Origin of the sequence: Pantoea sp. App145 (assembly GCF_047947045.1) — a bacterium.
GTDB lineage: Bacteria > Pseudomonadota > Gammaproteobacteria > Enterobacterales > Enterobacteriaceae > Pantoea.
Genome location: NZ_CP133293.1, coordinates 1 through 22,262 on the forward strand (window position 1 = coordinate 1; position 22,262 = coordinate 22,262).

Here is a 22,262-nt window from a genome sequence, read left to right on the forward strand (position 1 = left end):
GGAAAAGGAACGTCTTTCAGCACTGTTGCCGAAGGACTGGACGAGGGATGCCACCTCGCTATTTCACCTCAATGAACACGAGCTGAAGTCACTCATGAGTTTCTGTACGGCATGCAGCCTTGACGGTGTGCAGACGCGTGAATACAGCTATGCGCGCAAAAGCAGGCTGGATGCACTGGAAAACTCTCTGGGATTTCATCTGCGCGACTATAAAATCATTACGGCAGATGTTATCAGGTCTATGACACCTTTCGATTTTGAGGATTATCACGCTGGTGGACTGGATATGCGCTGGAAACTGACCTGCAATGTAATGCAGGACCTCAGTACACCGTATGGATGGAATATCAGCAGTGAATACTCGGATGAACTCGGTGGCATTTTCCCGGTCCAGGTGCGATTCACACCTCCACATGGGCGATTTGATATTGCGCTGAACAGCCCAGGTAATTTCAGCCCCGTATGGCTTTTCTCCCTGATTAATGGCGGTCAACTGCCTTTTATCCACCCTGTGGCGGTCTATGATCCGGTTATGATTAATCACATAACCGGCAGGGCAGCAAGACTCGATGCGGAGTTCGGGTCCTTGTCTGATATCGTCAGGACTCTGATGGGAGAAAGTATCGCCGGAGACGTCTCATTAGTGAATCTTCCCGGGCCACGAATGCGACCCCGCATCCTTTCAGCGTACAAAGGTAAATCGGTCCTGCCAGACGAACCGTTCAAATAAGCAAAAAGAGAACTGCTCACGACGTTATGAGCCGTTCTCTCTTCTGCGAAGCCCCGGATTTTTCTGTTATTAAAGGGAATAACACCCTGATACCAAGAAGAAAAGACAGTGTTGAAATTCCATGTTAATGGTTCCAATTATAATCTGATGTCATTTTATTAAGCAGTGGAACAGTTGATTATTGTAGTAATCAACGCCTTTTGAATTAAAGACAAGGGTTAACTAATGTACTATTGCCATGGAGGAAATGAATCAGTATGTTATAAACTTACCATACATGACAGACCATGAATCTCACCTTATAGGTGAATATTTTCAATGCGTTGAATGTGCATGAGAGGGATGTGATTTTTCAGAAAAGGAGTGTTCTGTAATGTTTAACGACATAGTTAATGCCAACGTTCGTTGATGATTTAATTATACCGATGATAAAAGTAGTCATTATCTTAAGTGCATTTATGCTGCATTCTTCGATAGATAAGCTCCAAAGTGCTCAGGAAACAAAGCTAATCAGAAATGAGGCTGAGAAATTTTTACACGCTGAATACCTGAGAGAATTCCATACCGTTAATCATACTGATTTAGCCACTATGTATCGTTGGGAAATGATTATGGGCATATTGGGGGTTGTTTTATCTGTGGCAATTATCTTCAGTCTTGCATTTATAGCAAACACAGAAAATAACATGATTTTCTATAGCTATGCATTTGCTTCATTCATGTTGATAACAGCCACGATACGTTCTGTCAGAAATGTTTTTAAGTATCTCAATGTGATACACCGATGCAAAACTTCCAAAGAGGATACTGAGCATAAGATGTTGCTCAGAGAGATAAATAAAAAGCAACTTATCATTGCGTTACCCCTTTCCATCATTTGCTTAGTGATGTCTGCCATGCTGCTGAATCAGGTTGGGATTGTAGTGTAAGCCAGTTCTAAGGATGCTTAAAAGGCCGGTTCACAGCACCACTTAACACGGCTGTGCAAACTAATCATCTCCAAACCTACTTAAGTGCACAGTGAAATGTCATGCAGTTGGGTTGGTGACAATCGGCAATGCTTGAACCATGATGGTTTGTGTCATCAGCATCACGATATAGTTACAGCTCTTTTCTACGAAAGCATTATCAATGATGTAGAAGTAACATTCAGGTACATCAGGTCCTTTAGCAAATGCGCACGCCAGCTCGAACATAGGCTTATATACGCCATTCTCATAATGAGATAAAGGCGAATAAGCACTGGTTTTTACCAGACCTGCTGATACACCTGATTTCTCCTGCGTCAGATTGGCATTCAATCAGGATTCATTTAAGCGTTTTGCAATCATTATATAAGTGCCAAATACTGACGCATGAAGAAAATTTGGTGTTTAACCAGTAGTTGATATTGCCGTTAAAGGAATTGGCTATAAACTATCCTGGTTGACATTTAACTTACTGAGTTCATTTCGAAAATATAAATGAGCACAGTTAACTTATTTTTTGATAGTTCCGAAAATAGAAGGGTCTTTTATACCCTTGTTTTTTTAATCGAGGATTTTCGTACTCCTCGTCTTGTAGGTTTCCTGTAACGACTTGGCCATATATCTGATGCTGGAATCCCTATTATATCTGCAATGATGTTTTCTCCACGAGGCCAGGGCTTGTTTATGGCATTCATTAAAGTACCAGAAGCAAGGCCATATTCTCTTGATAGTGCCGCAAGAGATTTCTTCTTCTTTCTTACTGCTGCGATAATGTCTTCTTTATGCCAGTCTGAGGTCATGCTTTTTTCCTTCATCTTCACTCCCGATAAAAAATAATTAAAAATCCTTTAAAAGCGGATTGCTAATGCATCATCTTCCTACTCCTAATAATCAGGATATATTTTAGAAGCAAAGCTTTAGCCTTAATTCTGGTTCTGGTGAGACTCAAAGATAGTGCATGAATTAAAGTAGAGGAGGTGCTTTCAAGATAAAAGCAGTAAAAGAAGAGTCCGAATATGTCAGAATGAAAATGTTGAGGAATGCTCTACAGATTAGAAGTCAGAATGAGTTGCATTTTCATATTTTTCATGTGGTTATGAAAAAAATCTCTTTTAAGAAGAGATAAAAAACGACCGCCAGTACAGAGAATGGAGGTCGTTTTTTCAGAAGTGTTTCAGTGTTACATCTTAATTATTATTAGTAAATCATATAACCTTTATAACTCCTTTGATAAAGCTGATTTTTGAAGGATGGAACGTTATAGAGTTACCATCAGCCGTGAATAATAAACGGCGCAAATCGCACCGAAACCCCATTGCATCAGCTGCTTTTGTAAGATTAAGTACTCTGCCTTTAAGAACCTCATGATCAAGTTCTGTAAACTCGATCTTCCTCTCAGGATTTCTATAAAGGTACTCAAAAAGAGTATGATTTAAGGATTGACTACGAAAAGTTGCAAGAATGTATCGATCATCCAGAATGACACTTCGTGTTTCGTAATCATATGCAAGTGAAGGTCTTGCTTCTCGCTGATGAAATTTATCTGTCTTGGATTTCATTTCCATCAACGTAATCACAAGGATAAAAAGCAGGACTTCCAGTGCGCACCAGAATAGAAACATATTCAACACAGAGAAACCACTTTATCCACCAGTTTATCAATGCCTATTTTCGCTTCCCGGAGGTTTTTTGCCAGCATGAACGCAGGGGTGGTTACGATCTTTTTTTCTTCATCAAATACGATTTCATCGTATCCGGCTAGCTGGTGCATACCACCAGATCTTCTGATAAATTCAATGACACTATCGTCATTTCCAATCGTCACTTTAGCATCCGGGCCGTAGACGGTTGGAATCAGAACAGGCGCAATACACATATAACCAGCTGGTTTTTTCTTGTCTGCAAATTTCCTGAGAGTGGAAAGTGTGCTCTTCTCAACATGGAATTCAGATTCAGCTGCTGCAAAATTTGAAAGGCTTTTGGCAACCCCAAACCCACCCGGAACAATTACAGCAGCAAATTCTTCAATGAGACAGTCTGTGAGAGGCAAAATCTCGCCGCGTACAATCCTTGCGGATTCTTTCAGTACATTTCTCGGGATGGCCTCAGTATCCCCAGTTGTATGATCTACTGTATGGTATTGCTCTATGTCAGGAGCGAAGCACTGATATTGAATATCATTACTTTCCAGAGCCAGTAATGTTAGTACAACTTCATTTATCTCTGCGCCATCATAAACACCACACCCAGACAAAATAACCGCAACCTTTTTATTACTCATGGTAAACTCCCTCTTTGTTTAATTTATCAATCAGTTTCCTGTTTGATATGTTTTGGTACTCTTCCATTACATCAGCTATATTGCGTATTTTTTCATCAACGTTTAGCGCGTTGTCGAAAACAACTGAGTAAACGTCTTGAAGGAATTTATTGAAATCGAAATTATCCTGGTACCAGTTTCCTAAATTTTTTATTGGTGTTCTTAAACTGTTAAACTCTCTGATATATGCTGATGATCTGTGTTGCAACATGTTTTTTATTCTTATTTCAATCCTTTCTTTTTGCTTTAAATCATCTGTTAGAAGAATTGAACGCAGTTCCTGAAGTTTTCCACGGGAATGGTACCAGACCATCGCTCTGACATAATTAATGGTCATGTCAGGAGAGATATTGTCCATGACGGCAACATTCTTATGACGCTCCATCTGAGCCTGATATTCATACCAGCCAAAAATACCGATGAGTCCATAAATTGCTAATGCTGTGTATTTTGCAAACGTGAGCATCTTCAAGAAAAGTCCTTTTTATAAGAATTGTCCGTATCCATACCGGTTAGAATAATAAATCGAGGTTATTATTGTTGGATTTTTGATTGATTCCAGTCGAATGCTGAAATTTTTGAGGAATGTCACGGGATTGTATGCAACATGTCTCAATTGCAACTAGAATAATGTGCTACATCAAATAGTAAAGTATGTTGCTGTGAAACACGGTTATACCGCCTATGGAGGCGAAATCAGCCTATACCATCAGTTGCGTTCAGGCATTTTGGTTTCAAATTTTGCTTTGCTGCCATCTTCTTGCGTTCGTATTCGAGTTGGAGTCACCGTTCTGGTTGTGGATTCGGCGCGCTCTTGTTTTCAACTGCTAAATAAGATGATTGCAGTGCCTGCAGGAGCAATAAAACGAGTCTCGCGAATGCAACGAAGGGATATCTTCAACCAACTGTTTTTATTGAAAATAATGTTTATTTCTGCTGTTTGTGTTTCAGATATAAATCGAGAACTTCTGCAGCAAAATCATCTTTAAGAATGTAAAAATAGCATTCAGGAACATCGAGCAATTTAGCGAACTCGCAGGCAAGTTCAAATGTAGGAGTATGAGTCCCTTTCTCATAATGTGACATCCGAGAACTGGCTGTAGATTCTTCAATACCAGCCAGAATACCTAACTTTTCCTGTGTCAGATTCGCTCTTAATCTGGCTTCCTTTAAGCGATTGGGGATCATTCAGTCATTACCTAGGGATTATATTGATACCTCATATTTAGCATTTCTAAAGTTTTTATTTGTTGAGAATTACTAAGATTAGTACTTTTTCTGGGCCATACCATCCCCCGTACAAGCATGTCAGAATTACCAGCTCATCCATTTTTACTATAACTCCATCGAATGGATTGAAATTTTTTTGAAAAATAATATTAAAAACAGATAGTAAGAGATGGTTGGTAACTGCAAGGTGCCTTGTCACTTGCGGACATCAGAGAACGTCTAGATGTTCACCGTATTAGAAACTGGTTACTACTGATCTGCCGTTGAGTGAAAAGTAAGGCATTTACTAACTGTTCACATTGACAGCAGTCTTAGTATTCCTTAAGGTAACAAATCTTAGCAATGCTAAGGTTTATTTTTGAAGAGGGTACTCAGTCAGAATCCAAAACTTATCTGTTCTCCCTATAAGTAGGAATTTACGATGACCAAAAAGGACTGGCACGCAGCAGACATTATCGCTGATTTAAGAAAGAAAGGTACAACGCTATCTGCCATATCAAGAGCTGCAGGGTTAGCTCCAAATACATTACATAATGCTTTAAGGAGACCCTGGCCTAGAGGCGAACGCCTCATTGCAGAGGCGTTACAGTCCAGCCCGGAAGAGATCTGGCCGTCCCGATATAACATTCAGCTACTGGCTTGTTGGTATACCTGATATAGCATCAGCCAACTGGTGGTGCTTGTGCGATCAGAGGTCCTGAAGATTCGTGGCCTCTGTCGCTGCCGAAATTTGTCCTATAAAGGAGTTACGTAATGGATTCATGGAACTTCAGAAATGTCGAGAAAGAAGCTACACATAAAAAGGAAGCAGCACTAACCCCTGAACAATTTCAGGACTTGTATTTGTATATATCTAATAATGGTCGTTTTGCTGGTATCAGAGGAGTGTCCTGGCGAGCATTGGCTGAGTTAACAGCTATTGATGAACCTACGGACAGAGCGGAAGGGATGACGATTTATCTATCAAATGGTTTGCCGGTTGCAGCCTATGAATTTGATATTGGTTTCAGGGTCATGCCAGAAATTAATGTTTGTACCAGGATAAGTTTTTTGTTGAGGAGTAAGCATGTAAATTCGAAACGTCATTAGATTTAACACATTACGGCCACATTTTAAAGCCAGAATAGTTGAGAGTCTGACAGACTAGTTATGAGAGGGACTATGAGGTAGGGGAGTTCCCCTAAATGAGACACCCTCTTAGACTGGAAGCTGATATGTGTTTGAAATGATAATTTATCTTGCTTCTGTAACTGTAAATCACCAAACCTGAGTGGCAGTAAAGAGCGAGGATTGGAAGTTAGCAATTATTCTCACCGTTGATGGCGACTTAACTAACGAGGGGCAAGCCAAGGGTAGTTCTCATTGGACATAGATTCTATATCACTACGATGAAGTCGGGGGCGTGTGGAAAGAGTCTGTACGGTGGAGAAAGTTTGGTAATGCCTCTACGTTATACAGGGTATGGTCGTCTGTTCACATGGCTAAACCTTTAATAGCAAGGCTGTTTAATCTCCGAGCCTCAAAGAATACAACCCCCTTAATTCTGATAGTGCTAACAGCTTCCCTACATATACACATATGGTTAAGATTATTCCCAACGTCATGGAGGGGGATTTATGGGATTACGTTTTAGAAAGCGCCTAAAAATTGCGCCGGGTCTGTATCTCAACGTGTCATCGGGCGGTACCAGTTGGTCTGTAGGTGTGCCGGGTGCAACACTTAACTTTGGGGGAAGGAACGGAGCAAAGGCCACGGCTGGTATCCCGGGTTCCGGAATTTCATACACTCATAAAATCGGTGAAAAAAACTCAGGTTCCCGGACTGATTCGGTCCTCCCGGCCGTGCCTTTTGAATCTGGTCATTCCCCTTCACCAACTTTTGAACATATTGACCTTTCGACCACGCCCGTGGTGAGCGCAGATATTGACACCATTGGTGAAATGGGAATGTCAGAGCTCGCGGATATGATCAATCAGGCAGAAACAACACGTCAGGAGATTTCCAGCGCACTCGCTGCATTAAGAAATCAGAAGCAGAAGCTCGACAGGCAGGCCAGATTCTACGGCATGATTATTCTGCGAAGCCTCTTCAGCAAAAAGCTGGCCACGCTTCGAGACAAAGCACACGCTACTGCCGAAAATATTGAGGGCGGGGAGGCTGAGTTGGAAAGCACGGGCGTGATGTTTGACTGGGGAGGTGATGAGAAAATTCTAGCGCATTATCGCGCGCTCAGTCAGTCATTTGGCACCGTCTCACGGAGCAAGAAAATCTGGGATATTCTGTCATACAGGGACACCGACAAGTTCAGGCAGCGTACCCAGGCGGATAAAGAGGTTTCACGCGAAGGCGTGTTGTTCAGCATGGGACGACCAAACTGCCTTCCGGTTTCCAATAGTGATGAGTTCAGGATGGTCCCGCATCTGGAAAACCGCAATGGGGGAGACGTTTATATATTCCCTGGGTTCCTGCTGATCGAAAACGAATCCCAGTTCGCAGTAGTTTCAATTTCCGACGTGGAGTTAGACTATGGGCGTACACGATTTGCTGAAACCGAAGACGTTCCGACAGATAGCAAAGTGGAGGGGAATACGTGGCGATATGCGAACAAAAATGGCGGGCCAGATAGGCGTTTTAATGATAACCACCCGATCCCTTGGGCCATTTACGGCATCATGACGATTCGTTTCAAAAACGTACTTCATGAGGAGTACATGGTATCGAATGAAGAGGCGGCGAGGCAGTTTGCCCAGCATCTTCTTGCCCTGATTCAACAAACAAAACGGAGTGCCCTCTGACCAGTGTGCTGCTGAGGAACGAACTGTTTACTACTATCTATCTTCAGGGCTCGGCAATCGGTGGTTTGCTCCCTGACATTAGCACACCGTAGTGTTTGTAATGTCCTTTATTGGCACCAGGCAGTCCTACAATATAGGGCTGCTTTGAGCGATGTATTGACTTTCATACTCTGAAAATTTTGCTATCAGGTGATCTAGGGATCTCACAGAGCAATGGTGTTTTAAGTAAGTGGGGGGAGTTAATAAGCCTGTATCCAGGCTGCATAGTCAGTACAGAATTGGATGCTCCCCACAATACTATCTTAAGCGTATTGATCTAAAAGCTGGTGGAGCATCATTTTTCAGCGAGTGATTTCAATTTTTACTTCCTGTTTTTTTGGGTGTGGAGTGACCACTGTTAGATTTATTAGTACCTCTGCGAGGAGTCTCGCTTGCATCTCTCCTTGTAGCTCCCCTATACCGGCTGGGCCATATATCTGATGCAGGTACGCCTATAATATCAGCAATGATGTTTTCTCCCCGAGGCCAGGGTTTATTTAATGCGTTAATCAGAGTTCCTGAGGAAAGGCCATGCTCCCTTGAGAGTGCTGCAAGAGACCCCTTTTTTTTCTGATTGCTGCGAGTATATCTTCCCTGTGCCAATCGTCTGATTCATCGAACTTTTCCATATTACTTACCTCCATATAGGTAGTTGCTCCGAATATCACATGAGGTATTTCAATCTGCTTATATTTAAGGGCAGGGGAATTGCAAAACGAATACAAAGAACTTAATATCAATCCAGGTAAAATAAATTATGTGTCTTTATACCAAATAGACACAAATCAATCATGATGAATATCACATAAATGATCAAGCGTACTCAATTCATTAAGAAAGCCCTGGAACTTTCTGAGTTAATCCTTCCCGAGATTAGAAGTAAAGAGAAGCGACTTGCTTTGATAAGTGGGGAAAAAGAAACGACGGTTAAGAACTGGATTTTCCATGATAAGATACCTGTATCGAGCAAAAGACTCCATATTTCAGATAGTTTTGGTGTATCAGAACAAAGTCTCTTCGATTTATCTGAGAAGCATAGTATTCCTGTCGCGGTGTTTAACAGAGAGTTAAACTGTTATCTAATACCTCAAATTGATGAGTCAGGTCTGGAAAGACTCTTGTCAGCGACACCTCCTCTAATCGCTACCGAAAGGGTGCCTTTAAAACTTCAGGATTTTCTGAAGGATGATATTGCAATTCCACACCTGACATATTGCATCAATGTAGTGAAACTTGTTTTTCCACCATTCATATTGGAAAGTGACATCATATTTATAAATCATACCGCTTCCAGAAAAGGGAATATATTTTGTGTCTATACATCAGGAAGTCAGGTTCAGATTGTTAAAATTAAATGCAGTGACGGGCGGTTTATCCTGATTAACAAAGAAGGGTGTGAAGTCAGGATTGAAGAAAATTCATTTGTTGCTCCAGTTATTCTTACTTTATCAAGAGGTTACTTTCATGAAGTTTAATGTTCTTGACAGGGTGTTTGGACAAACCATTGAGCATGATCACGCAAAAATTTTCTTGCCAGTTTTATTTTGCATCATACTCACGTCATCAACTTTTTTCTTTTTCGATTACAGAACAGTTTATATCATGGGGGCTAAAATTCATTTGTCCATGGGGCTGATATTTTTCCCGGTTACTTTTACACTGGTTAATATCATTCAGGATTTGTATGGCAGACGGTTTGCTAATACAGCTGTAAGGTATGGGTTTCTGTCGGATGCCATCTTTGTTGCCATTGCATATCTGCTCTCACATATTGGTGAGAGGTCGGACTATCTTTCCGTCTATGAACAGTTGCCAACTATCATGGGCATGACATTTTTGTTTGTATGGATCAGTAACATGCTGAATACATGGATTTTTGAAAAACTAAAGGTGGCTCAATACTTTGTTTTTATCAGGTATTTCATATCCGCCTTTGTGGCAGAGACTGTCATTAGTGGAATTTCAATTCCACTAATGATGAGAGAAAATAACCTTAATGAAGGGGCAATTGTATCTGTACTGTTCATTGCAACGTACAAAATGACTATCACAGTGCTTCTTTCTGCTTTAGTCGCGGTGAGAATGAGGATGAATATCCACCGTCCATAAGGAGATCACTGCCAGTCATGAAGTCATTCTCTATGAAAAATTTCACTGCTGTCCATATATCGTGAACCGTTCCGCAGTTCCCGGTAAGATACGCATCACTATAATCAGGTAATTCACCATTATATTTTCGCCGGATCATTGGGGTGTCCACTGTTGCTGGGGAGATGGAGTTTATCTGTATTTTGGGAGCATATTCAACCGCACAGACTTTAGTCAGATTAACAATCGCAGCTTTAGCACTGCTATAGGCAACCATATCTTTGCTGCCAAACGATGCTGTTGAACTTGCAATATTGATTATTTTTGAATGACTATCATTCCTCACCATGCAATTGATTTCTGCTTTGCAGGCATGAAAGGTTGGCAGGAAGATGGCTTTATACGATTCAATCATTTCTTCCGAAGTGATGTTATCGACACTTTTACGTACTCCGGATACACCAGCAGCATTAACGGCATAATCTATTCTGTTGAGATGAGAGAATGTGTCTTTCACTGCTTCCCAGTTTGAGAGATCGCATTGAATCTGATTTATTGACTTCTCCAACCCACTTGTTCTATCTTTATCGATTCCAGTAACATTAAAACCTTCATCATGAAACTTTTTAGCGATATACCATCCAATGCCACTGGCATGCCCGGTAACGATGACGTTGGTTCCCATCTTAAAGTCCTTTTAAAATATAAAATCGTTGGTTTCAGTATGACAAAAGAGACAATCTGGGTTAATTTGTCTTCTTTCTGGACCTTCCGAATTCATAATACCTCATCAGCTACATTGATAAGTCTTCAGGTTAAGGATTGTGTGAAGAACATCAATAAATTTCGCGATGAAGATAAAGATATCATAAAACTCATAGAGTTACTGGTTAACAACAGAAAACTGGAGCGTAGAAAAGTTATTCTTGGCGAGGATATACAATTGGAATATCAAAACGGTGATGTTGCTAAAATAAACCATTGTGCTTTCGTGTCTATTTTGGAAAAAGACACAGGTTCGAAAGATGTAATGGATTTATTGATCAATATTGTTGGGTAGCTAACCGGTTCACAATCCTTGACTAAAATTATAATGTTCATCATAAGGAACCCTCTTTCATCAACACAGGCGATATTTATAAGTAAAAGATGACATAAGGAGGCCATCTCGTCATTTGCTATAAAATGAAGGATGGAAATATATATTTTAATGATCCTGCATCAATAAATCCCGCACCTTATAGCTCAATCATGCCATTGAACAAATTTTACAGCTACTGTTCTGGAAGAGGAACATGTCTTCCAGAATTATAAAATTAATGTCAGGATTTAAGCGTGGTTAAATTTATTTTTTATCGACAAAACAATGTAAGTGTTATCCTTTATTCTATAAAATTCGATAGTGGAGCACTAGAGAATTTAATTTCTTTATTATTGAAACTTATATATCAGAAGAAATGCGTTTTTTAAAAAGTATCTTGCCGAAGGGAGAAGCTTGAGATTACATCTTTGACGAATGGCTTCAACCCGTTGAACTTACAGCACGAAGCGGACAACTTATAGACGACGAAGGGAAGCCAGGAGCGAGCAGCGGAAATTGCTCTCACTAAGACGAATTGTACATTTTCAATACAAACATGAGTGCAATGTCAAACTGGTGGCGCCAATCCGGGGTTAATTAGCCATAACGTAGCAAAGCCTGCTATGTTGCAAATTTTAGTGGCAGCCGAGCTTTAAGGAGTTTATATGATCAATTCGCTTGACGTCGCCGTTTGGTTCCGGCGTGCGGAAGAAAATGAAGTGGAAAAAGTTCGTGAAATAGTACTTGCGGCCTATTCTAAATGGATTTCGGTTATTGGTCGTGAACCGACTCCGATGACGGCCGACTTTAATAAGGCCATCCGTGAGCATGACATTGACCTGGCCATTGTTGAGGGGGAAGCGGCCTGCCTCATTGAAATATGGCTCCAGGCTGATTTTCTTTGGATAGAAAATGTTGCGGTACATCCTCATCGACAGGGGAAAGGAATCGGCCGGAGATTGCTGGCATATGTTGAAAGTAAAGCAGCTCAAGCTGAGATTGGAGAATTTCGCCTGCAGACGAACGAAGCATTCGAGGCGAACATTGCATTATATGTGGCGCTAGGATATGAAATCGATAGACGTGAACCATTCATGGGGGGAACGACCGTCTTTATGAGCAAAAAATTGTAGCGGTTACGAAAACTGGCCCCGAAACAAAAATTTCTTGATTTACATTATGGTGCATCGCTGCTCAGGCCTATCCGCTAAAGGAGCAATGGTAATTATGAGCGAGCTGCGGGTATTTCATGATTAATCTCAGCCATTAAGAGGAGTCTTCCACTCATCTTAATTCGGTATTTATCAATACGCTGGACATAACATCCCTGTTTCACGCCTCACGTCAGAAGCTACAGCAATAATGAATAATGTCTTTTATAAGCGCCTGTTTTATGTTTTCCTGTTTTTATTCATCGCAATAAGGACATCAGCATGAAAATTTTCTGGTCACTCAGAAGCATTCCTGAGCTTTCACAACTGCCATCAAAAGAGTGTGGCAAACGCTGGAATGAGGTCTATGCCTTGACCTTTCGGCACTGGGAAACGTGGGCCGGGCTGGCACTCTGTGCACTCTTATGTGGCATGGGTGTAAAATTTTTTGGTATACCGGGTGTTATCATCATGGGCGCGATTGCTGGATTTCTTTACAGCCAGGTCGTTATTCATGTTGCACGCAAATATTACAGACAACGCTTACTGGGTGAGTCAGTCTGATACCTCAGGCTGAACCTTGGAAATCATACAGGGCAACAGGCAGAGTCAGGGAGGATGAGATGAAGCATTATGTGATTGAGTTCGTCTTTAGCGCCGTATGCTTCTCGGTATTGTGGGGCATGGCCATGTGGTTCGTACAGTGGAAAAATGCCAGTTTTTCACCACGAAAAGCTACCTGCATATCTTTAATTGCAGGTCTGCTTTACGCATCTGGATTTCTTCTACTCAGGTATGTCAGGCACCATTTTTAATATAAAAATTCTATCAGGAACCACCAGCAGTTAACTCTGCAAGCTTCTCAATTACAGATTCCGGATCAGCAGATAAATACTCCATTACGTTTAACCATACGATTTTATGCTTGTCGAATCCGCGATGGAAGAATTGATACCGAAGGCCTGGGGCACAGACGAGAAGAGCAGGAGAGCGTGCTATCAGTATCTCTATATCTGACTCCGTATCGTCAGCGATAACTTTCCATTCAAGACCCATCCGGTCCAACTCGCCCTGAAGATTCTGGATGTATTTCCTGGTAAAAGCGTATGGAAAAACCCCTTTCTGTAAAGGTGAACGACCTAATGTCGGGCTGAGACTATGAATAAAGTAAATAGTTTTGTTGATCATAACTTTCTCTGTGCGTGATAAACCCTAAACATACTGCCAGCCGTACGCTTTTCGAATACAGTTCTGCAACGTTGAATTAGACATGGGAATTCAATATCTGTGTTGCTCGAACGCTAACGTCTGCTTCTGGCACTCAGGTGATGCAGGAAAGGCCACAGGCAGCTTTGAGCGATCAACGGACATTGGTAACAAATTCTGAGTGGAGCAACGGGGAGCAGCTCAGCTACGCTACATAATCGGAAAGTATGTTGCGTAGCGAATTGATTATTCTCGCGAAGTACTACGCTGAAAGCTTTAAATCTTCACATTTCAATCATTGATGTATGTCTGCAAGAACATCGCCGTCGTTACGGCGAACTTTAATACAGATATAATTACCAATGCCCCTCATTTTTCATAGATATCCAAGGCTCGCAGGCTTCCAGTGGCTCACCTTTTTGAAGCAGTTCAATGGAGACATTGTCAGGGCTACGTACAAAAGCCATGTAACCATCCCGAGGAGGTCTATTAATGACAACGCCATTCGCTGCAAGATGTGAACAAAGAGCATAGATGTCTTCGCATTCATAAGCGAGATGCCCGAAATGTCTGCTATCTGAAGGTAAACCTTCGTCCCCGTCCCAGTTCCATGTCAGTTCGACTGACGCTTCATGCTGGCCTGGCGCGGCCATATAGAGCAGGGTGAAACGGCCTTTTTCGTTATCTATTCGTTGAATCTCCTCGAGACCAAGCAGACCAAAAAAGTGCGTTGTTTTCTCGAGATCTTTAACACGGACCATCGTATGCAGGTATTTCATTAATAATTCCTATAGTTTCATTTAATTGGCGGAAGCAGCCATATTGGCTGCTTCACAATTACTTCGCCTGGAAAGAACGAAGGCTTGCCTTATTAATGTGTCGGTGCTGGAGGTGCATCGATCTTAACCCGCATTAGGCTGTATGGTTTTTCGCGCATATCTTTGCCATTGTTGAAACCGGGTTGGCGCTGAACTTGGTTAGCTGTGAAATAAAGATAGCCGTCAGGACCAATCGACAGAGTATCCGGCCATAGAACTCGTGGATCATGAACAATGGTCTGCCAGCTGCCGTCCGCCATGCGCTTACGGATGCCGTTGTGTTCATAATCGCTCGCATACACTGCACCGTTGGCATCAGCTTCAAGACCATCGGACGCACCTTTCTCACCGAGATCTTTCACAGCAGCGGCGAGTTGCACCTCGCTAACGTTCTCATCACGTAGCAGGTCTGTCGATACTGAATATAGATGACGGCTAGACAAAGGACAGAAGTACAGCGTCTTACCGTCAGCTGAAAGAGCAATACCGTCAGAGGCAATGCCTAGCGACTTGAGTTTTCCGTCCGCACCTTTGGTCAGCAATGCCTGTTTTCCTTCAACTACAGGAATGTAATCAGGATCAGGTGTTGTTGATTTTGCTCCACTCAAACGACGTACGGCCTTCCCGGTGGCGATGTCCATTACGATGATGGCTCCTGGACCAGAAATAGATGAGTCAGTGACGTAAATAGTTCCTTCCTTGCCGATTCGGAAGTCGAAACGCATGTCATTTACGTAGGTACTTGGCAGCATCACATTCGGTGGGAAGACTAATGTTTTGACAATCTTATTGCTGGCAAGATCCACTGCGACTAGTTTAGCCCCTCCTTTTTTAGGAGTTGAGAAGCCAGGGGCAGCAGTATCCAGCAACCAGACACGACCTTTCCCATCGGCAACCACGCTTTGCACACTAATCAATCCTTTGGCAGGATCTTTTTCATTTTCACGATTGAACGCCGTGTCTGGATACGCAACCTCCTTGCCATTGCGAATCTCAGCAACGGTGAATTTTACATCGTCGCCCCATTTTGGGTAATTTACAAAAATACGGCCATTTTCGGTGACGGTAACTCCGGTTGGCATCGCGTTATGGAAAGTAAAGACCTGCTCAAGCTGACCTGTCGTTTTCTCGATAGGTGCATTAGCCGGCAGCGGCCTGGCATCTGCAGCGAAGCTGCTTTCGCCTGAAATGGCGATCGCGAATGCCAACGCTGATAAGGCAAAATTGTATTTTTTAGACATAGAAGTTCTCCCTGGCGCTGTCAGAACAGGCCATTTAAAAATGCATTCATAATATTTGAAGGCCATGAAATGGGTTTTTCCATGGACTTATTGGGTTATTCCACAGAGCGAGGTGAACGGACTTGATAGCACCGATGGTGTTGTGGTCGTCGACGAACGCAATGCTGAGAATCTGTTAACTAACTGGTCCGTAGGTCGATAAAGAAAGCTGAGGTGCTCGTGTCATGCTTCTGCTCACTTACAACGGATTGTCTGTGTTTAGGCCTCTAATGTGGCCATATCAATTACGAAGCGATATTTCACATCACCGGCAATCATTCGACTGTAAGCCTCGTTGATATTCTTAATATCAAGCATTTCAATATCGCAGCTGATGTTGTGCTCTGCGCAAAAGTCCAGAACCTCCTGCGTTTCCTCGATGCCACCGATCAGAGAGCCCGCCAGTACGCGGCGATTCATAACCAGGTTGCCCGCATGGATCGCAGGTTCAATCGGCTCGACCAGCCCCACTAAAATGTGAATGCCATCGAATCGCAGAGTTTGCAGATATGGGTTTAAATCATGCTGCACAGGGATGGTGTCCAGCAGAAAATCGAAACGCCCGGAAGCTGCTTCCATTTGTTCAGCATCAGTCGACACGATTACGTGGTCAGCTCCCTGACGGCGGGCCTCTTCAGCTTTGCTCGCTGAACGGGTAAACAATGTTACCTCTGCCCCCAAAGCCTTAGCGAACTTGATGCCCATATGGCCAAGTCCACCCATGCCCAGAATACCCACCTTATCGCCCGCCTTAACACCGTAGTGCTTCAGAGGGGAATAGGTCGTAATGCCCGCACAAAGAATAGGTGCAGCAGTCGCCGGATCAAGTTTCTCCGGAATGCGTACGACGAAGTGTTCGCTGACTACAATGCTGCTGGAATAGCCGCCCATGGTAATTGAGCCATCAACACGGTCCGGGCTGGCATAGGTCAGGGTCGGGCCTTCCAGACAGTATTGCTCAAGATTTGCAGCGCAGGCTTCGCAATGGCGGCAGGAATCAACCATGCAACCGACACCGACCAGATCGCCAACTTTATGCTTAGTGACTTTTTCACCGACTTCAGTAACTTTGCCGACAATTTCATGGCCTGGCATCAACGGGTAAACCGACATGCCCCATTCGTTTCGTGCCAGATGAATATCGGAGTGGCATACACCACAGTAAAGAACCTCGATAGCCACGTCGTCTGGTCGAGGGCTCCGACGATTAAAGGCCATCGGGGCAAGAGGTGCTGTAGCCGTTTGTGCTGCGTAACCTATAGCTTTGTACATTTGCAATATCTCTTTGACGATGATGATTGATATGGCGCAACGGGTAGAGCTAATCGGACGATGACGAGTTATCTGTTGCCGCATCTGTTCGTATTGCTCTCGGTCAGCAAATTTCTCGCCGAAAGTCAGGCGTTCAGTTGTGAGAATCAAATACTTTCCCGTCGCACCATAGTTAGCAGAATCGATGCGATCAGCTTCTGTGCCGGTAAATTAGTATTTCTCAACAACGAATGCTTATTAGAGCGACATTGAAACGGCTGACATCTCTAAAGGTCTAATTTAAAGACACTTTTTAAGATTATCTCTCTTCGAATGGTTCCGTGTACGTCGAGTGGGAAATATGTTAGGTTGTGCAGTATTAATAAACAAGTACGCACAATTATGTGCACTAGTTACATTTTTTATACTGTGGAGATGCCTATGAAACTCGGCACTGCTAATTGCGAGGTTGAAGCCTTTGCCTGTCCGGTGACGTTTACAGTCGACGTAATTGGAGGTAAGTGGAAGGCACTTATCCTCTTTCACCTTATGTCCGGGACTAAACGATTTAATGAGTTGAGACGTCTGGTGCCAGAAGTGACTCAGCGAATGCTTACGCTGCAGCTGAGAGAGCTGGAAACCGACCGGGTTATACACAGGGAGATCTATCGGGAAGTCCCGCCAAAAGTCGAATATTCACTCACCGAACTGGGGAAAACGTTAGTACCTTTGATCAATGCAATGCGTGAATGGGGAGCAGTTCATGAGGAAGCAATCCTGAAATTCCGACATGAGGCGCAGGGTCTTGATGAAACTATGACGTCAGAGACGGTTTAAAGGCATCTGTTTATCATTACTAGCAACGAGTTAGTTTTAATTAATAAATTTATCCGAGCTGTTCTTTCAGACCTCACTTGATACCTTGTTATCTCAACCGGGGGCAGGGCTAAGCATTATTCGGTATGTAGCGAAATACTGCTTCATTTGAGGCAGTATTTCGGCGCTACAAACTTTGTTTTGCGTATCTGTTGTTGGCTCGCTGATCAAGTGAAGTCTGAATGGCTTCTAGTTTTAAATGTGTAATTTTTATTCAAAACATGGTGTTATCATTTGCTGCCTTTTCAGGCACATTCTGAATTACGTCCCAGTGTTCTGTGATTTTCCCGTTTTTGACTTTAAAAATGTCAACGACAGAACGCCCACGATCTTTCTCGCCATTGGTTGAATGCACATGAAGCCAAACCAGGTCACCGTCGGTCGCGCTTCTTACAATTCGGGCATGAGACTGAGGATTATGTTTGAAGAAATCAGAGAAAAATTCTACGAAAGGTTTTTTGCCGTCGGGTACATGAGGATTATGCTGACGATAATTATCTGAAACCAGCTCAGATGCTTCTGCCACATTATGCTCGTTAAAAAAAAGTTCATAAAACTTGATGACTACTTCCCGGTTTGCATTTTCAAAGGGAAGATTGCGATTTAATTCTGGTCCTGATGCTAATGCATAGGTAGAGCTCAGTAATAGTAAGGGAAAAAGAGCAGATTTAAAGAGATTGTTCATGGTATCCATCCTCGTTTAAAAATGTAATATCAATTATTTTTGATGGGATTTAAATCTTTTTTTCAAAGTAATTGGGGGTCATTAAATAACAGGTCAACTCAGTTGAGTTGTGGAAAATGTCACTAGCTTGCCAACTGACCAGATATTTTAGGTTGCGGTATTATCTGGAAAACTATTATTCGAAGAGTTAGCCTGAATCAGGAGCCGGTGAGAAGTTGCGATTCAGGTTTAAATCATTTTATCGTTCGGTTAAGCAAAGAGCATGTATTGCTTTATCAGACGCAGTCAGAATGTGTAAAGCTTAATACGAGCAGCAATGCCACTTGTCTATGATACATCTTCAGCTCTATCCGAAGAAATATCTGAAGAGAAGTCATTGTATCGCTTTAGTAACCAATATTGAGGGATAGAAATGAGTCTGTTATTTAGTGCGTCAAAAATCGGGGATCTTGAGCTTGATAACCGCATAGTAATCGCACCGATGTGCCAATATTCTGCTGAAAATGGACACGCCAGCAGCTGGCACCAAATCCATTATGGTTCTCTGGCAATGTCTGGAGCAGGATTGCTGATTCTGGAGGCGGTCGCCGTTGAGCCGGTTGGTCGTATATCGACGGGAGACTTAGGGCTATGGGATGATGAAACAGAGGCCGCATTACATCGCTTAGTGTCTGATATCCGCACCTGGTCGCCAATTCGTCTGGGGATGCAACTCGGTCATGCTGGCCGCAAAGCTTCCTGCCATAAGCCATGGGTGGGAGGGCATAAACTTCAAAGGAGTGATGGAGGCTGGCAAACCGTAGCCCCTTCGGCTCTGAGTTTTGCTGAACAAGAAGAAACTCCGGAGTCACTGGACGAAGCGGGACTGGAGCGTATCAAACAGGCGTTTGTTGAAAGCGCGAAGCGTGCCGTGCGTTTGGGTATTGAACTGATCGAGCTCCATGCTGCGCACGGTTATTTGTTGCACCAGTTCTTGTCACCGCTGAGTAACCAGCGAGAGGACCAGTATGGTGGTTCGCTGGAAAATCGCTTACGTTTCCCACTGGAAGTATTCGCAGCAGTACGCGCAGCTATACCTTCTGCGATTCCGGTTGGTGTACGTCTTTCCGCAACAGACTGGATTGATGACGGCTGGGATGTTGAGCAATCCATCGTGTTTTCTGAGCAACTGGAACAGATGGGCTGTGATTATCTACACGTTTCCAGCGGTGGGCTTTCCCCACAACAAAACATTGTTGTAGAACCTGGCTATCAGCTTCAGTTCGCACGCATTATTCGTCAGAAAGTAAAAATCCCAGTCATGGGCGTTGGGTTGATCACCGAACCACAGCAGGCCGAAAATGTGTTGATGCAAGGGGATGCAGACCTTGTAGCATTGGGGCGTTCAGTGCTTTATAACCCTCACTGGCCATGGCAGGCTGCCGCTGCACTTGATGCAAAAGTTCAGGCACCGCCACAATATTTGCGCTCTGAGCCTCATGGTGCAAAAGGGACTCTGGTGAAACCTTAATTATTATATCGGCTCAGTAAGCTGGGCCGTAAATTTTCATTCACGAACTACGTTAGTACAAGCAAACTTGAACAGTTTAAGAGTATTTATTTCTCAAGCATGACGCATTCCAATTTCCGGCGGACAGACCTAAAACCCAGACTCACATCTGGTTGAGGCAGATTTTATTAATTTCTTAATAGTATCAAAAATGTGACTAGAGAACATAATTGTGCGTACTTGTTAGCAAGCGCTGAAAGATTTAGCATTGTTCTGAACCAAAGAATACGGAACCCGGAAGTTATCTCGCCACAGTCTCTCTGGGAAGATAACGGCTTCTTATTTTAAAGAGAAGTTTGTTATGAACCGGCCCGCGTATATTTACTCCCAAATTTTTGGATGAATGAAATGAGTAAGATAAATCTCCAACCGAGCCCAAATGGTGAGGTTGCAATTGTCGTTAATTTAGAGGTTAAGGTCGGCGCCGAAGCCGAGTTTGAAGAAGTTTTCCAGCGTTCTGTAACTTACTCGCGATTGGAGCCTGGTAACATTATTTTTAATATCCATAAAGTCATCGGTACAGAGCGCAGCTATGTGCTTTATGAAGTATGGCGAAATGAAGCAGCGGTACATAGTCACTTCGCTCAGCCATACACAGTGGACCTGTTCTCGATGTTTGATCGCAACTTAGTCCACCCACTTTCGGAAGGTGGCCTGAACTTTGTTCAAGATTTGCACCCACAGGCGCGCATGGCTCCAGCTAAGACAATCCCTGATTCCGATGCAGAGTGACGTTGGATTGATCACTGATTAGGTACATCCTTAGCCTCCGCAAGGAGCACTTCTGCGCCAAATGCTATGGAGTCTGAAGAGGGTGAAGAACGATGCTGTTATAGCCCTGACCTGCTACCCGTTGATCAAAAGAGGCTGTTTTAGCTACTTCCGCTTTTGGCACAAAGCAGCCCACGGCAACGGCAACTGCCACGGGCAGCGATGAAGGGCAGTTCGCAATTGTCCCCACAGTTGATCGTTAGTGCTAATCAATGAGGAACAGAACGGGGTGTTTTCACAGGCTTGATTAATTTCGGTTATGGCCAAACTCCCGCGTGAGCAGTATTTGTTTCCAGTGAGTTTCGCGGCGGTCAATTTCACCTTCTTCGGCATTAGGATCCATGACTTCGAGGATCGCGAAAGTGATATTCTGCAGCCGGTTTTCATCGCCTGTGCCGAAAGCTTCCTTAAGCCCTACATTGCCGCCATGCCCGGAACCAAAATAAAATTCCCATCGGCCCCATATCCCCTCGATTCCATCGGCTTTTCCCACGTAGAGTTTTCCGCCATCCCGATCGGTCAATACATAGATGCCTTTAACCACGGACAGTGCGGTGCGCCAGGATTGCAGATTAAGTCTGAGGATCGCGCCGATGCTGTTCCGGTCCAGCACAACGTTGCGGTAGCCCGGGAACTCGCCGAAGGTCAGACGTGACGGGGTGATGGCGCTGATAACCAGTTCGCTCTGAATACTTTCACCGAGGCGAATGAAGTTGCGGGCCGTATTTTTAAAGCTGATATACATCCGTCCTGCATATTCTTCAGTCTCAGGGATTTTCTGAAGGTGTTACTGATAATACAGTTCCTCACGATCAGGATAGGTTTTCTTTCCCGCGTTGCCTGTCTGCTGAAATGCTCCCGCAAACAGCCAGGTTTCAGTCCCCGGGATTCTGATCAGTGAAACGACATATCTGCGGCTAAATTCCAGTCGCTTCTGCCAGCACTGCCAGTCATCGAAAGTCCCTTCCCGGAATTTAACCAGCGGATCCTCTTTATAGTCATTCATTTGCGCAAGATGGACTTTGGTGGTTTCAGGCGTCAGATCTGGAAACTCCATCCTCAGATAATCAAAAAGCTTCAATTCCTCTCCTTAATAATAAGCTGAGTCTGTTAACGCTTTGCCGTGACTTCACGTTACACGCCCGCATTCCACTACGCTGTTGCCCATAAATTAGCACGGTTCGATATCAGCAACGTTCTCTTCTGGCAGGTAATTTCTGGACGGCGGAATAAGGATGTTGCTGCGCGCCTCTGTTATGCCGCCTCCGGCGGGGAAGGGTAATCGTAAGGATGTTGCTGCGCGCCTCCGTTATGCCGCCTCCGGCGGGGAAGGGTAATCGTGCGGCCTGCGGCCGGTGCCGTGCCTTCACTTTAGCCCGGCCGCTGCGGATACAAGGGTCCGCTTCGCCACCATCCTCACCCGT

Annotated in this window: 28 protein-coding genes and 1 pseudogene; 14 read left to right on the forward strand and 15 right to left on the reverse strand. The window is 43.6% G+C overall.

Annotated elements, in window-relative coordinates:
• Positions 1 to 241: 241 nt before the first annotated feature.
• Positions 242 to 730 carry a conjugation system SOS inhibitor PsiB gene (psiB, locus tag RCF31_RS24845; protein ID WP_416414558.1) on the forward strand — a complete coding sequence of 163 codons (489 nt, stop codon included), beginning with the start codon at positions 242 to 244 and terminating at the stop codon, positions 728 to 730.
• 392 nt (positions 731 to 1,122) lie between these two features.
• Positions 1,123 to 1,659: a hypothetical protein gene (locus tag RCF31_RS24850; RefSeq protein ID WP_416414333.1), complete on the forward strand. Its 537-nt coding sequence runs from the start codon at positions 1,123 to 1,125 to the stop codon at positions 1,657 to 1,659.
• Positions 1,660 to 1,758: 99 nt separating this feature from the next.
• Here the strand turns inward: RCF31_RS24850 and RCF31_RS24855 are convergent, their stop codons facing one another.
• From RCF31_RS24855 to RCF31_RS24880, 6 genes are all read right to left on the reverse strand, one after another.
• Positions 1,759 to 2,031 carry a transcriptional regulator gene (locus RCF31_RS24855; RefSeq protein WP_416414334.1) on the reverse strand — a complete coding sequence of 91 codons (273 nt, stop codon included), beginning with the start codon at positions 2,029 to 2,031 and terminating at the stop codon, positions 1,759 to 1,761.
• Positions 2,032 to 2,243: 212 nt separating this feature from the next.
• Positions 2,244 to 2,513 carry a helix-turn-helix domain-containing protein gene (locus tag RCF31_RS24860; RefSeq protein WP_416414335.1) on the reverse strand — a complete coding sequence of 90 codons (270 nt, stop codon included), beginning with the start codon at positions 2,511 to 2,513 and terminating at the stop codon, positions 2,244 to 2,246.
• Positions 2,514 to 2,903: 390 nt separating this feature from the next.
• Positions 2,904 to 3,329 carry a hypothetical protein gene (locus RCF31_RS24865; RefSeq protein ID WP_416414336.1) on the reverse strand — a complete coding sequence of 142 codons (426 nt, stop codon included), beginning with the start codon at positions 3,327 to 3,329 and terminating at the stop codon, positions 2,904 to 2,906.
• Positions 3,323 to 3,979, reverse strand: coding sequence for an isoprenoid biosynthesis glyoxalase ElbB (gene elbB, locus RCF31_RS24870; protein ID WP_416414337.1), 657 nt, complete (start codon positions 3,977 to 3,979; stop codon positions 3,323 to 3,325). The genes RCF31_RS24865 and elbB overlap by 7 nt, the downstream gene beginning before the upstream one ends.
• The gene (locus RCF31_RS24875; RefSeq protein WP_416414532.1) at positions 3,972 to 4,484 is read right to left on the reverse strand and encodes a hypothetical protein; all 513 of its coding nucleotides are present in this window, start codon (positions 4,482 to 4,484) and stop codon (positions 3,972 to 3,974) included. The genes elbB and RCF31_RS24875 overlap by 8 nt, the downstream gene beginning before the upstream one ends.
• Before the next feature lie 461 nt (positions 4,485 to 4,945).
• The gene (locus tag RCF31_RS24880; protein ID WP_416414338.1) at positions 4,946 to 5,206 is read right to left on the reverse strand and encodes a helix-turn-helix transcriptional regulator; all 261 of its coding nucleotides are present in this window, start codon (positions 5,204 to 5,206) and stop codon (positions 4,946 to 4,948) included.
• Between the two features lie 463 nt (positions 5,207 to 5,669).
• On the opposite strand from RCF31_RS24880, the gene RCF31_RS24885 reads away from it, so the two are divergent.
• From RCF31_RS24885 to RCF31_RS24895, 3 genes are all read left to right on the forward strand, one after another.
• Positions 5,670 to 5,903: a helix-turn-helix domain-containing protein gene (locus tag RCF31_RS24885; RefSeq protein ID WP_416414339.1), complete on the forward strand. Its 234-nt coding sequence runs from the start codon at positions 5,670 to 5,672 to the stop codon at positions 5,901 to 5,903.
• Between the two features lie 98 nt (positions 5,904 to 6,001).
• The gene (locus RCF31_RS24890) at positions 6,002 to 6,337 is read left to right on the forward strand and encodes a hypothetical protein (protein ID WP_416414340.1); all 336 of its coding nucleotides are present in this window, start codon (positions 6,002 to 6,004) and stop codon (positions 6,335 to 6,337) included.
• A 527-nt stretch (positions 6,338 to 6,864) separates the two neighbouring features.
• A complete protein-coding gene (locus RCF31_RS24895) occupies positions 6,865 to 8,043 on the forward strand; it encodes a DUF4236 domain-containing protein (protein ID WP_416414341.1) in 1,179 nt (392 codons plus the stop codon).
• A 354-nt stretch (positions 8,044 to 8,397) separates the two neighbouring features.
• Here the strand turns inward: RCF31_RS24895 and RCF31_RS24900 are convergent.
• A pseudogene (locus RCF31_RS24900) lies at positions 8,398 to 8,711 on the reverse strand (helix-turn-helix domain-containing protein).
• A 180-nt stretch (positions 8,712 to 8,891) separates the two neighbouring features.
• On the opposite strand from RCF31_RS24900, the gene RCF31_RS24905 reads away from it, so the two are divergent.
• Both RCF31_RS24905 and RCF31_RS24910 read left to right on the forward strand, forming a co-directional pair.
• On the forward strand, positions 8,892 to 9,557 hold the full coding sequence (locus RCF31_RS24905; protein WP_416414342.1) for a hypothetical protein: 666 nt from the start codon (positions 8,892 to 8,894) through the stop codon (positions 9,555 to 9,557).
• Positions 9,547 to 10,191, forward strand: coding sequence for a VUT family protein (locus RCF31_RS24910; protein WP_416414343.1), 645 nt, complete (start codon positions 9,547 to 9,549; stop codon positions 10,189 to 10,191). The genes RCF31_RS24905 and RCF31_RS24910 overlap by 11 nt, the downstream gene beginning before the upstream one ends.
• Here RCF31_RS24910 and RCF31_RS24915 read toward each other — a convergent pair.
• Positions 10,130 to 10,855, reverse strand: a complete 726-nt coding sequence (locus tag RCF31_RS24915; protein WP_416414344.1) for an SDR family NAD(P)-dependent oxidoreductase — start codon at positions 10,853 to 10,855, stop codon at positions 10,130 to 10,132. The genes RCF31_RS24910 and RCF31_RS24915 overlap by 62 nt on opposite strands.
• Before the next feature lie 141 nt (positions 10,856 to 10,996).
• Between RCF31_RS24915 and RCF31_RS24920 the strand changes: the two genes are divergently transcribed.
• From RCF31_RS24920 to RCF31_RS24935, 4 genes are all read left to right on the forward strand, one after another.
• Complete coding sequence (locus RCF31_RS24920) at positions 10,997 to 11,230, forward strand: hypothetical protein (RefSeq protein WP_416414345.1); 234 nt, start codon at positions 10,997 to 10,999, stop codon at positions 11,228 to 11,230.
• A 686-nt stretch (positions 11,231 to 11,916) separates the two neighbouring features.
• Positions 11,917 to 12,384: a GNAT family N-acetyltransferase gene (locus tag RCF31_RS24925; protein WP_416414346.1), complete on the forward strand. Its 468-nt coding sequence runs from the start codon at positions 11,917 to 11,919 to the stop codon at positions 12,382 to 12,384.
• A 300-nt stretch (positions 12,385 to 12,684) separates the two neighbouring features.
• Positions 12,685 to 12,966, forward strand: coding sequence for a hypothetical protein (locus tag RCF31_RS24930; RefSeq protein ID WP_416414347.1), 282 nt, complete (start codon positions 12,685 to 12,687; stop codon positions 12,964 to 12,966).
• A 125-nt stretch (positions 12,967 to 13,091) separates the two neighbouring features.
• Positions 13,092 to 13,217, forward strand: a complete 126-nt coding sequence (locus tag RCF31_RS24935; RefSeq protein ID WP_416414534.1) for a hypothetical protein — start codon at positions 13,092 to 13,094, stop codon at positions 13,215 to 13,217.
• Between the two features lie 13 nt (positions 13,218 to 13,230).
• Here the strand turns inward: RCF31_RS24935 and RCF31_RS24940 are convergent, their stop codons facing one another.
• The 4 genes from RCF31_RS24940 to RCF31_RS24955 form a co-directional block, all read right to left on the reverse strand.
• Positions 13,231 to 13,590 carry a hypothetical protein gene (locus RCF31_RS24940; protein WP_416414348.1) on the reverse strand — a complete coding sequence of 120 codons (360 nt, stop codon included), beginning with the start codon at positions 13,588 to 13,590 and terminating at the stop codon, positions 13,231 to 13,233.
• A 374-nt stretch (positions 13,591 to 13,964) separates the two neighbouring features.
• Positions 13,965 to 14,387, reverse strand: coding sequence for a VOC family protein (locus tag RCF31_RS24945; protein ID WP_416414349.1), 423 nt, complete (start codon positions 14,385 to 14,387; stop codon positions 13,965 to 13,967).
• Between the two features lie 92 nt (positions 14,388 to 14,479).
• Entirely contained in the window at positions 14,480 to 15,667 is a 1,188-nt protein-coding gene (locus RCF31_RS24950) for an L-dopachrome tautomerase-related protein (RefSeq protein ID WP_416414350.1), read from the reverse strand.
• 258 nt (positions 15,668 to 15,925) lie between these two features.
• Positions 15,926 to 16,978 (reverse strand): NAD(P)-dependent alcohol dehydrogenase, encoded by a 1,053-nt coding sequence (locus tag RCF31_RS24955; RefSeq protein WP_416414535.1) that lies wholly within the window; start codon positions 16,976 to 16,978, stop codon positions 15,926 to 15,928.
• Between the two features lie 420 nt (positions 16,979 to 17,398).
• On the opposite strand from RCF31_RS24955, the gene RCF31_RS24960 reads away from it, so the two are divergent.
• A complete protein-coding gene (locus RCF31_RS24960) occupies positions 17,399 to 17,794 on the forward strand; it encodes a winged helix-turn-helix transcriptional regulator (RefSeq protein WP_416414351.1) in 396 nt (131 codons plus the stop codon).
• 253 nt (positions 17,795 to 18,047) lie between these two features.
• On the opposite strand, the gene RCF31_RS24965 is transcribed toward RCF31_RS24960, so the two are convergent.
• Entirely contained in the window at positions 18,048 to 18,518 is a 471-nt protein-coding gene (locus RCF31_RS24965; protein WP_416414352.1) for a nuclear transport factor 2 family protein, read from the reverse strand.
• A gap of 412 nt (positions 18,519 to 18,930) precedes the next feature.
• On the opposite strand from RCF31_RS24965, the gene RCF31_RS24970 reads away from it, so the two are divergent.
• Complete coding sequence (locus RCF31_RS24970; protein ID WP_416414353.1) at positions 18,931 to 20,028, forward strand: NADH:flavin oxidoreductase/NADH oxidase; 1,098 nt, start codon at positions 18,931 to 18,933, stop codon at positions 20,026 to 20,028.
• Positions 20,029 to 20,415: 387 nt separating this feature from the next.
• The gene (locus RCF31_RS24975; RefSeq protein ID WP_416414354.1) at positions 20,416 to 20,799 is read left to right on the forward strand and encodes a putative quinol monooxygenase; all 384 of its coding nucleotides are present in this window, start codon (positions 20,416 to 20,418) and stop codon (positions 20,797 to 20,799) included.
• A gap of 286 nt (positions 20,800 to 21,085) precedes the next feature.
• Here RCF31_RS24975 and RCF31_RS24980 read toward each other — a convergent pair whose 3' ends face one another.
• Together RCF31_RS24980 and RCF31_RS24985 are read right to left on the reverse strand one after the other, a co-directional pair.
• Positions 21,086 to 21,583, reverse strand: coding sequence for a GIY-YIG nuclease family protein (locus tag RCF31_RS24980; RefSeq protein WP_416414355.1), 498 nt, complete (start codon positions 21,581 to 21,583; stop codon positions 21,086 to 21,088).
• A 42-nt stretch (positions 21,584 to 21,625) separates the two neighbouring features.
• Complete coding sequence (locus RCF31_RS24985) at positions 21,626 to 21,919, reverse strand: hypothetical protein (protein WP_416414356.1); 294 nt, start codon at positions 21,917 to 21,919, stop codon at positions 21,626 to 21,628.
• Positions 21,920 to 22,262: the final 343 nt, after the last annotated feature.

What these genes read in the sequence shown, in the direction of transcription:
- RCF31_RS24880 (WP_416414338.1), bottom strand. Translation starts at nt 5,206, where the DNA reads ATGATCCCCAATCGCTTAAAGGAAGCCAGATTAAGAGCGAATCTGACA.
- RCF31_RS24860 (WP_416414335.1), bottom strand. Translation starts at nt 2,513, where the DNA reads ATGAAGGAAAAAAGCATGACCTCAGACTGGCATAAAGAAGACATTATC.
- RCF31_RS24950 (WP_416414350.1), bottom strand. Translation starts at nt 15,667, where the DNA reads ATGTCTAAAAAATACAATTTTGCCTTATCAGCGTTGGCATTCGCGATC.
- RCF31_RS24970 (WP_416414353.1), top strand. Translation starts at nt 18,931, where the DNA reads ATGAGTCTGTTATTTAGTGCGTCAAAAATCGGGGATCTTGAGCTTGAT.
- RCF31_RS24850 (WP_416414333.1), top strand. Translation starts at nt 1,123, where the DNA reads ATGCCAACGTTCGTTGATGATTTAATTATACCGATGATAAAAGTAGTC.
- RCF31_RS24930 (WP_416414347.1), top strand. Translation starts at nt 12,685, where the DNA reads ATGAAAATTTTCTGGTCACTCAGAAGCATTCCTGAGCTTTCACAACTG.
- RCF31_RS24890 (WP_416414340.1), top strand. Translation starts at nt 6,002, where the DNA reads ATGGATTCATGGAACTTCAGAAATGTCGAGAAAGAAGCTACACATAAA.
- RCF31_RS24945 (WP_416414349.1), bottom strand. Translation starts at nt 14,387, where the DNA reads ATGAAATACCTGCATACGATGGTCCGTGTTAAAGATCTCGAGAAAACA.
- RCF31_RS24915 (WP_416414344.1), bottom strand. Translation starts at nt 10,855, where the DNA reads ATGGGAACCAACGTCATCGTTACCGGGCATGCCAGTGGCATTGGATGG.
- RCF31_RS24905 (WP_416414342.1), top strand. Translation starts at nt 8,892, where the DNA reads ATGATCAAGCGTACTCAATTCATTAAGAAAGCCCTGGAACTTTCTGAG.
- elbB (WP_416414337.1), bottom strand. Translation starts at nt 3,979, where the DNA reads ATGAGTAATAAAAAGGTTGCGGTTATTTTGTCTGGGTGTGGTGTTTAT.
- RCF31_RS24895 (WP_416414341.1), top strand. Translation starts at nt 6,865, where the DNA reads ATGGGATTACGTTTTAGAAAGCGCCTAAAAATTGCGCCGGGTCTGTAT.
- RCF31_RS24885 (WP_416414339.1), top strand. Translation starts at nt 5,670, where the DNA reads ATGACCAAAAAGGACTGGCACGCAGCAGACATTATCGCTGATTTAAGA.
- RCF31_RS24910 (WP_416414343.1), top strand. Translation starts at nt 9,547, where the DNA reads ATGAAGTTTAATGTTCTTGACAGGGTGTTTGGACAAACCATTGAGCAT.
- RCF31_RS24925 (WP_416414346.1), top strand. Translation starts at nt 11,917, where the DNA reads ATGATCAATTCGCTTGACGTCGCCGTTTGGTTCCGGCGTGCGGAAGAA.
- psiB (WP_416414558.1), top strand. Translation starts at nt 242, where the DNA reads ATGACACCTTTCGATTTTGAGGATTATCACGCTGGTGGACTGGATATG.
- RCF31_RS24980 (WP_416414355.1), bottom strand. Translation starts at nt 21,583, where the DNA reads ATGTATATCAGCTTTAAAAATACGGCCCGCAACTTCATTCGCCTCGGT.
- RCF31_RS24955 (WP_416414535.1), bottom strand. Translation starts at nt 16,978, where the DNA reads ATGTACAAAGCTATAGGTTACGCAGCACAAACGGCTACAGCACCTCTT.
- RCF31_RS24940 (WP_416414348.1), bottom strand. Translation starts at nt 13,590, where the DNA reads ATGATCAACAAAACTATTTACTTTATTCATAGTCTCAGCCCGACATTA.
- RCF31_RS24960 (WP_416414351.1), top strand. Translation starts at nt 17,399, where the DNA reads ATGAAACTCGGCACTGCTAATTGCGAGGTTGAAGCCTTTGCCTGTCCG.
- RCF31_RS24875 (WP_416414532.1), bottom strand. Translation starts at nt 4,484, where the DNA reads ATGCTCACGTTTGCAAAATACACAGCATTAGCAATTTATGGACTCATC.
- RCF31_RS24965 (WP_416414352.1), bottom strand. Translation starts at nt 18,518, where the DNA reads ATGAACAATCTCTTTAAATCTGCTCTTTTTCCCTTACTATTACTGAGC.
- RCF31_RS24935 (WP_416414534.1), top strand. Translation starts at nt 13,092, where the DNA reads ATGTGGTTCGTACAGTGGAAAAATGCCAGTTTTTCACCACGAAAAGCT.
- RCF31_RS24975 (WP_416414354.1), top strand. Translation starts at nt 20,416, where the DNA reads ATGAGTAAGATAAATCTCCAACCGAGCCCAAATGGTGAGGTTGCAATT.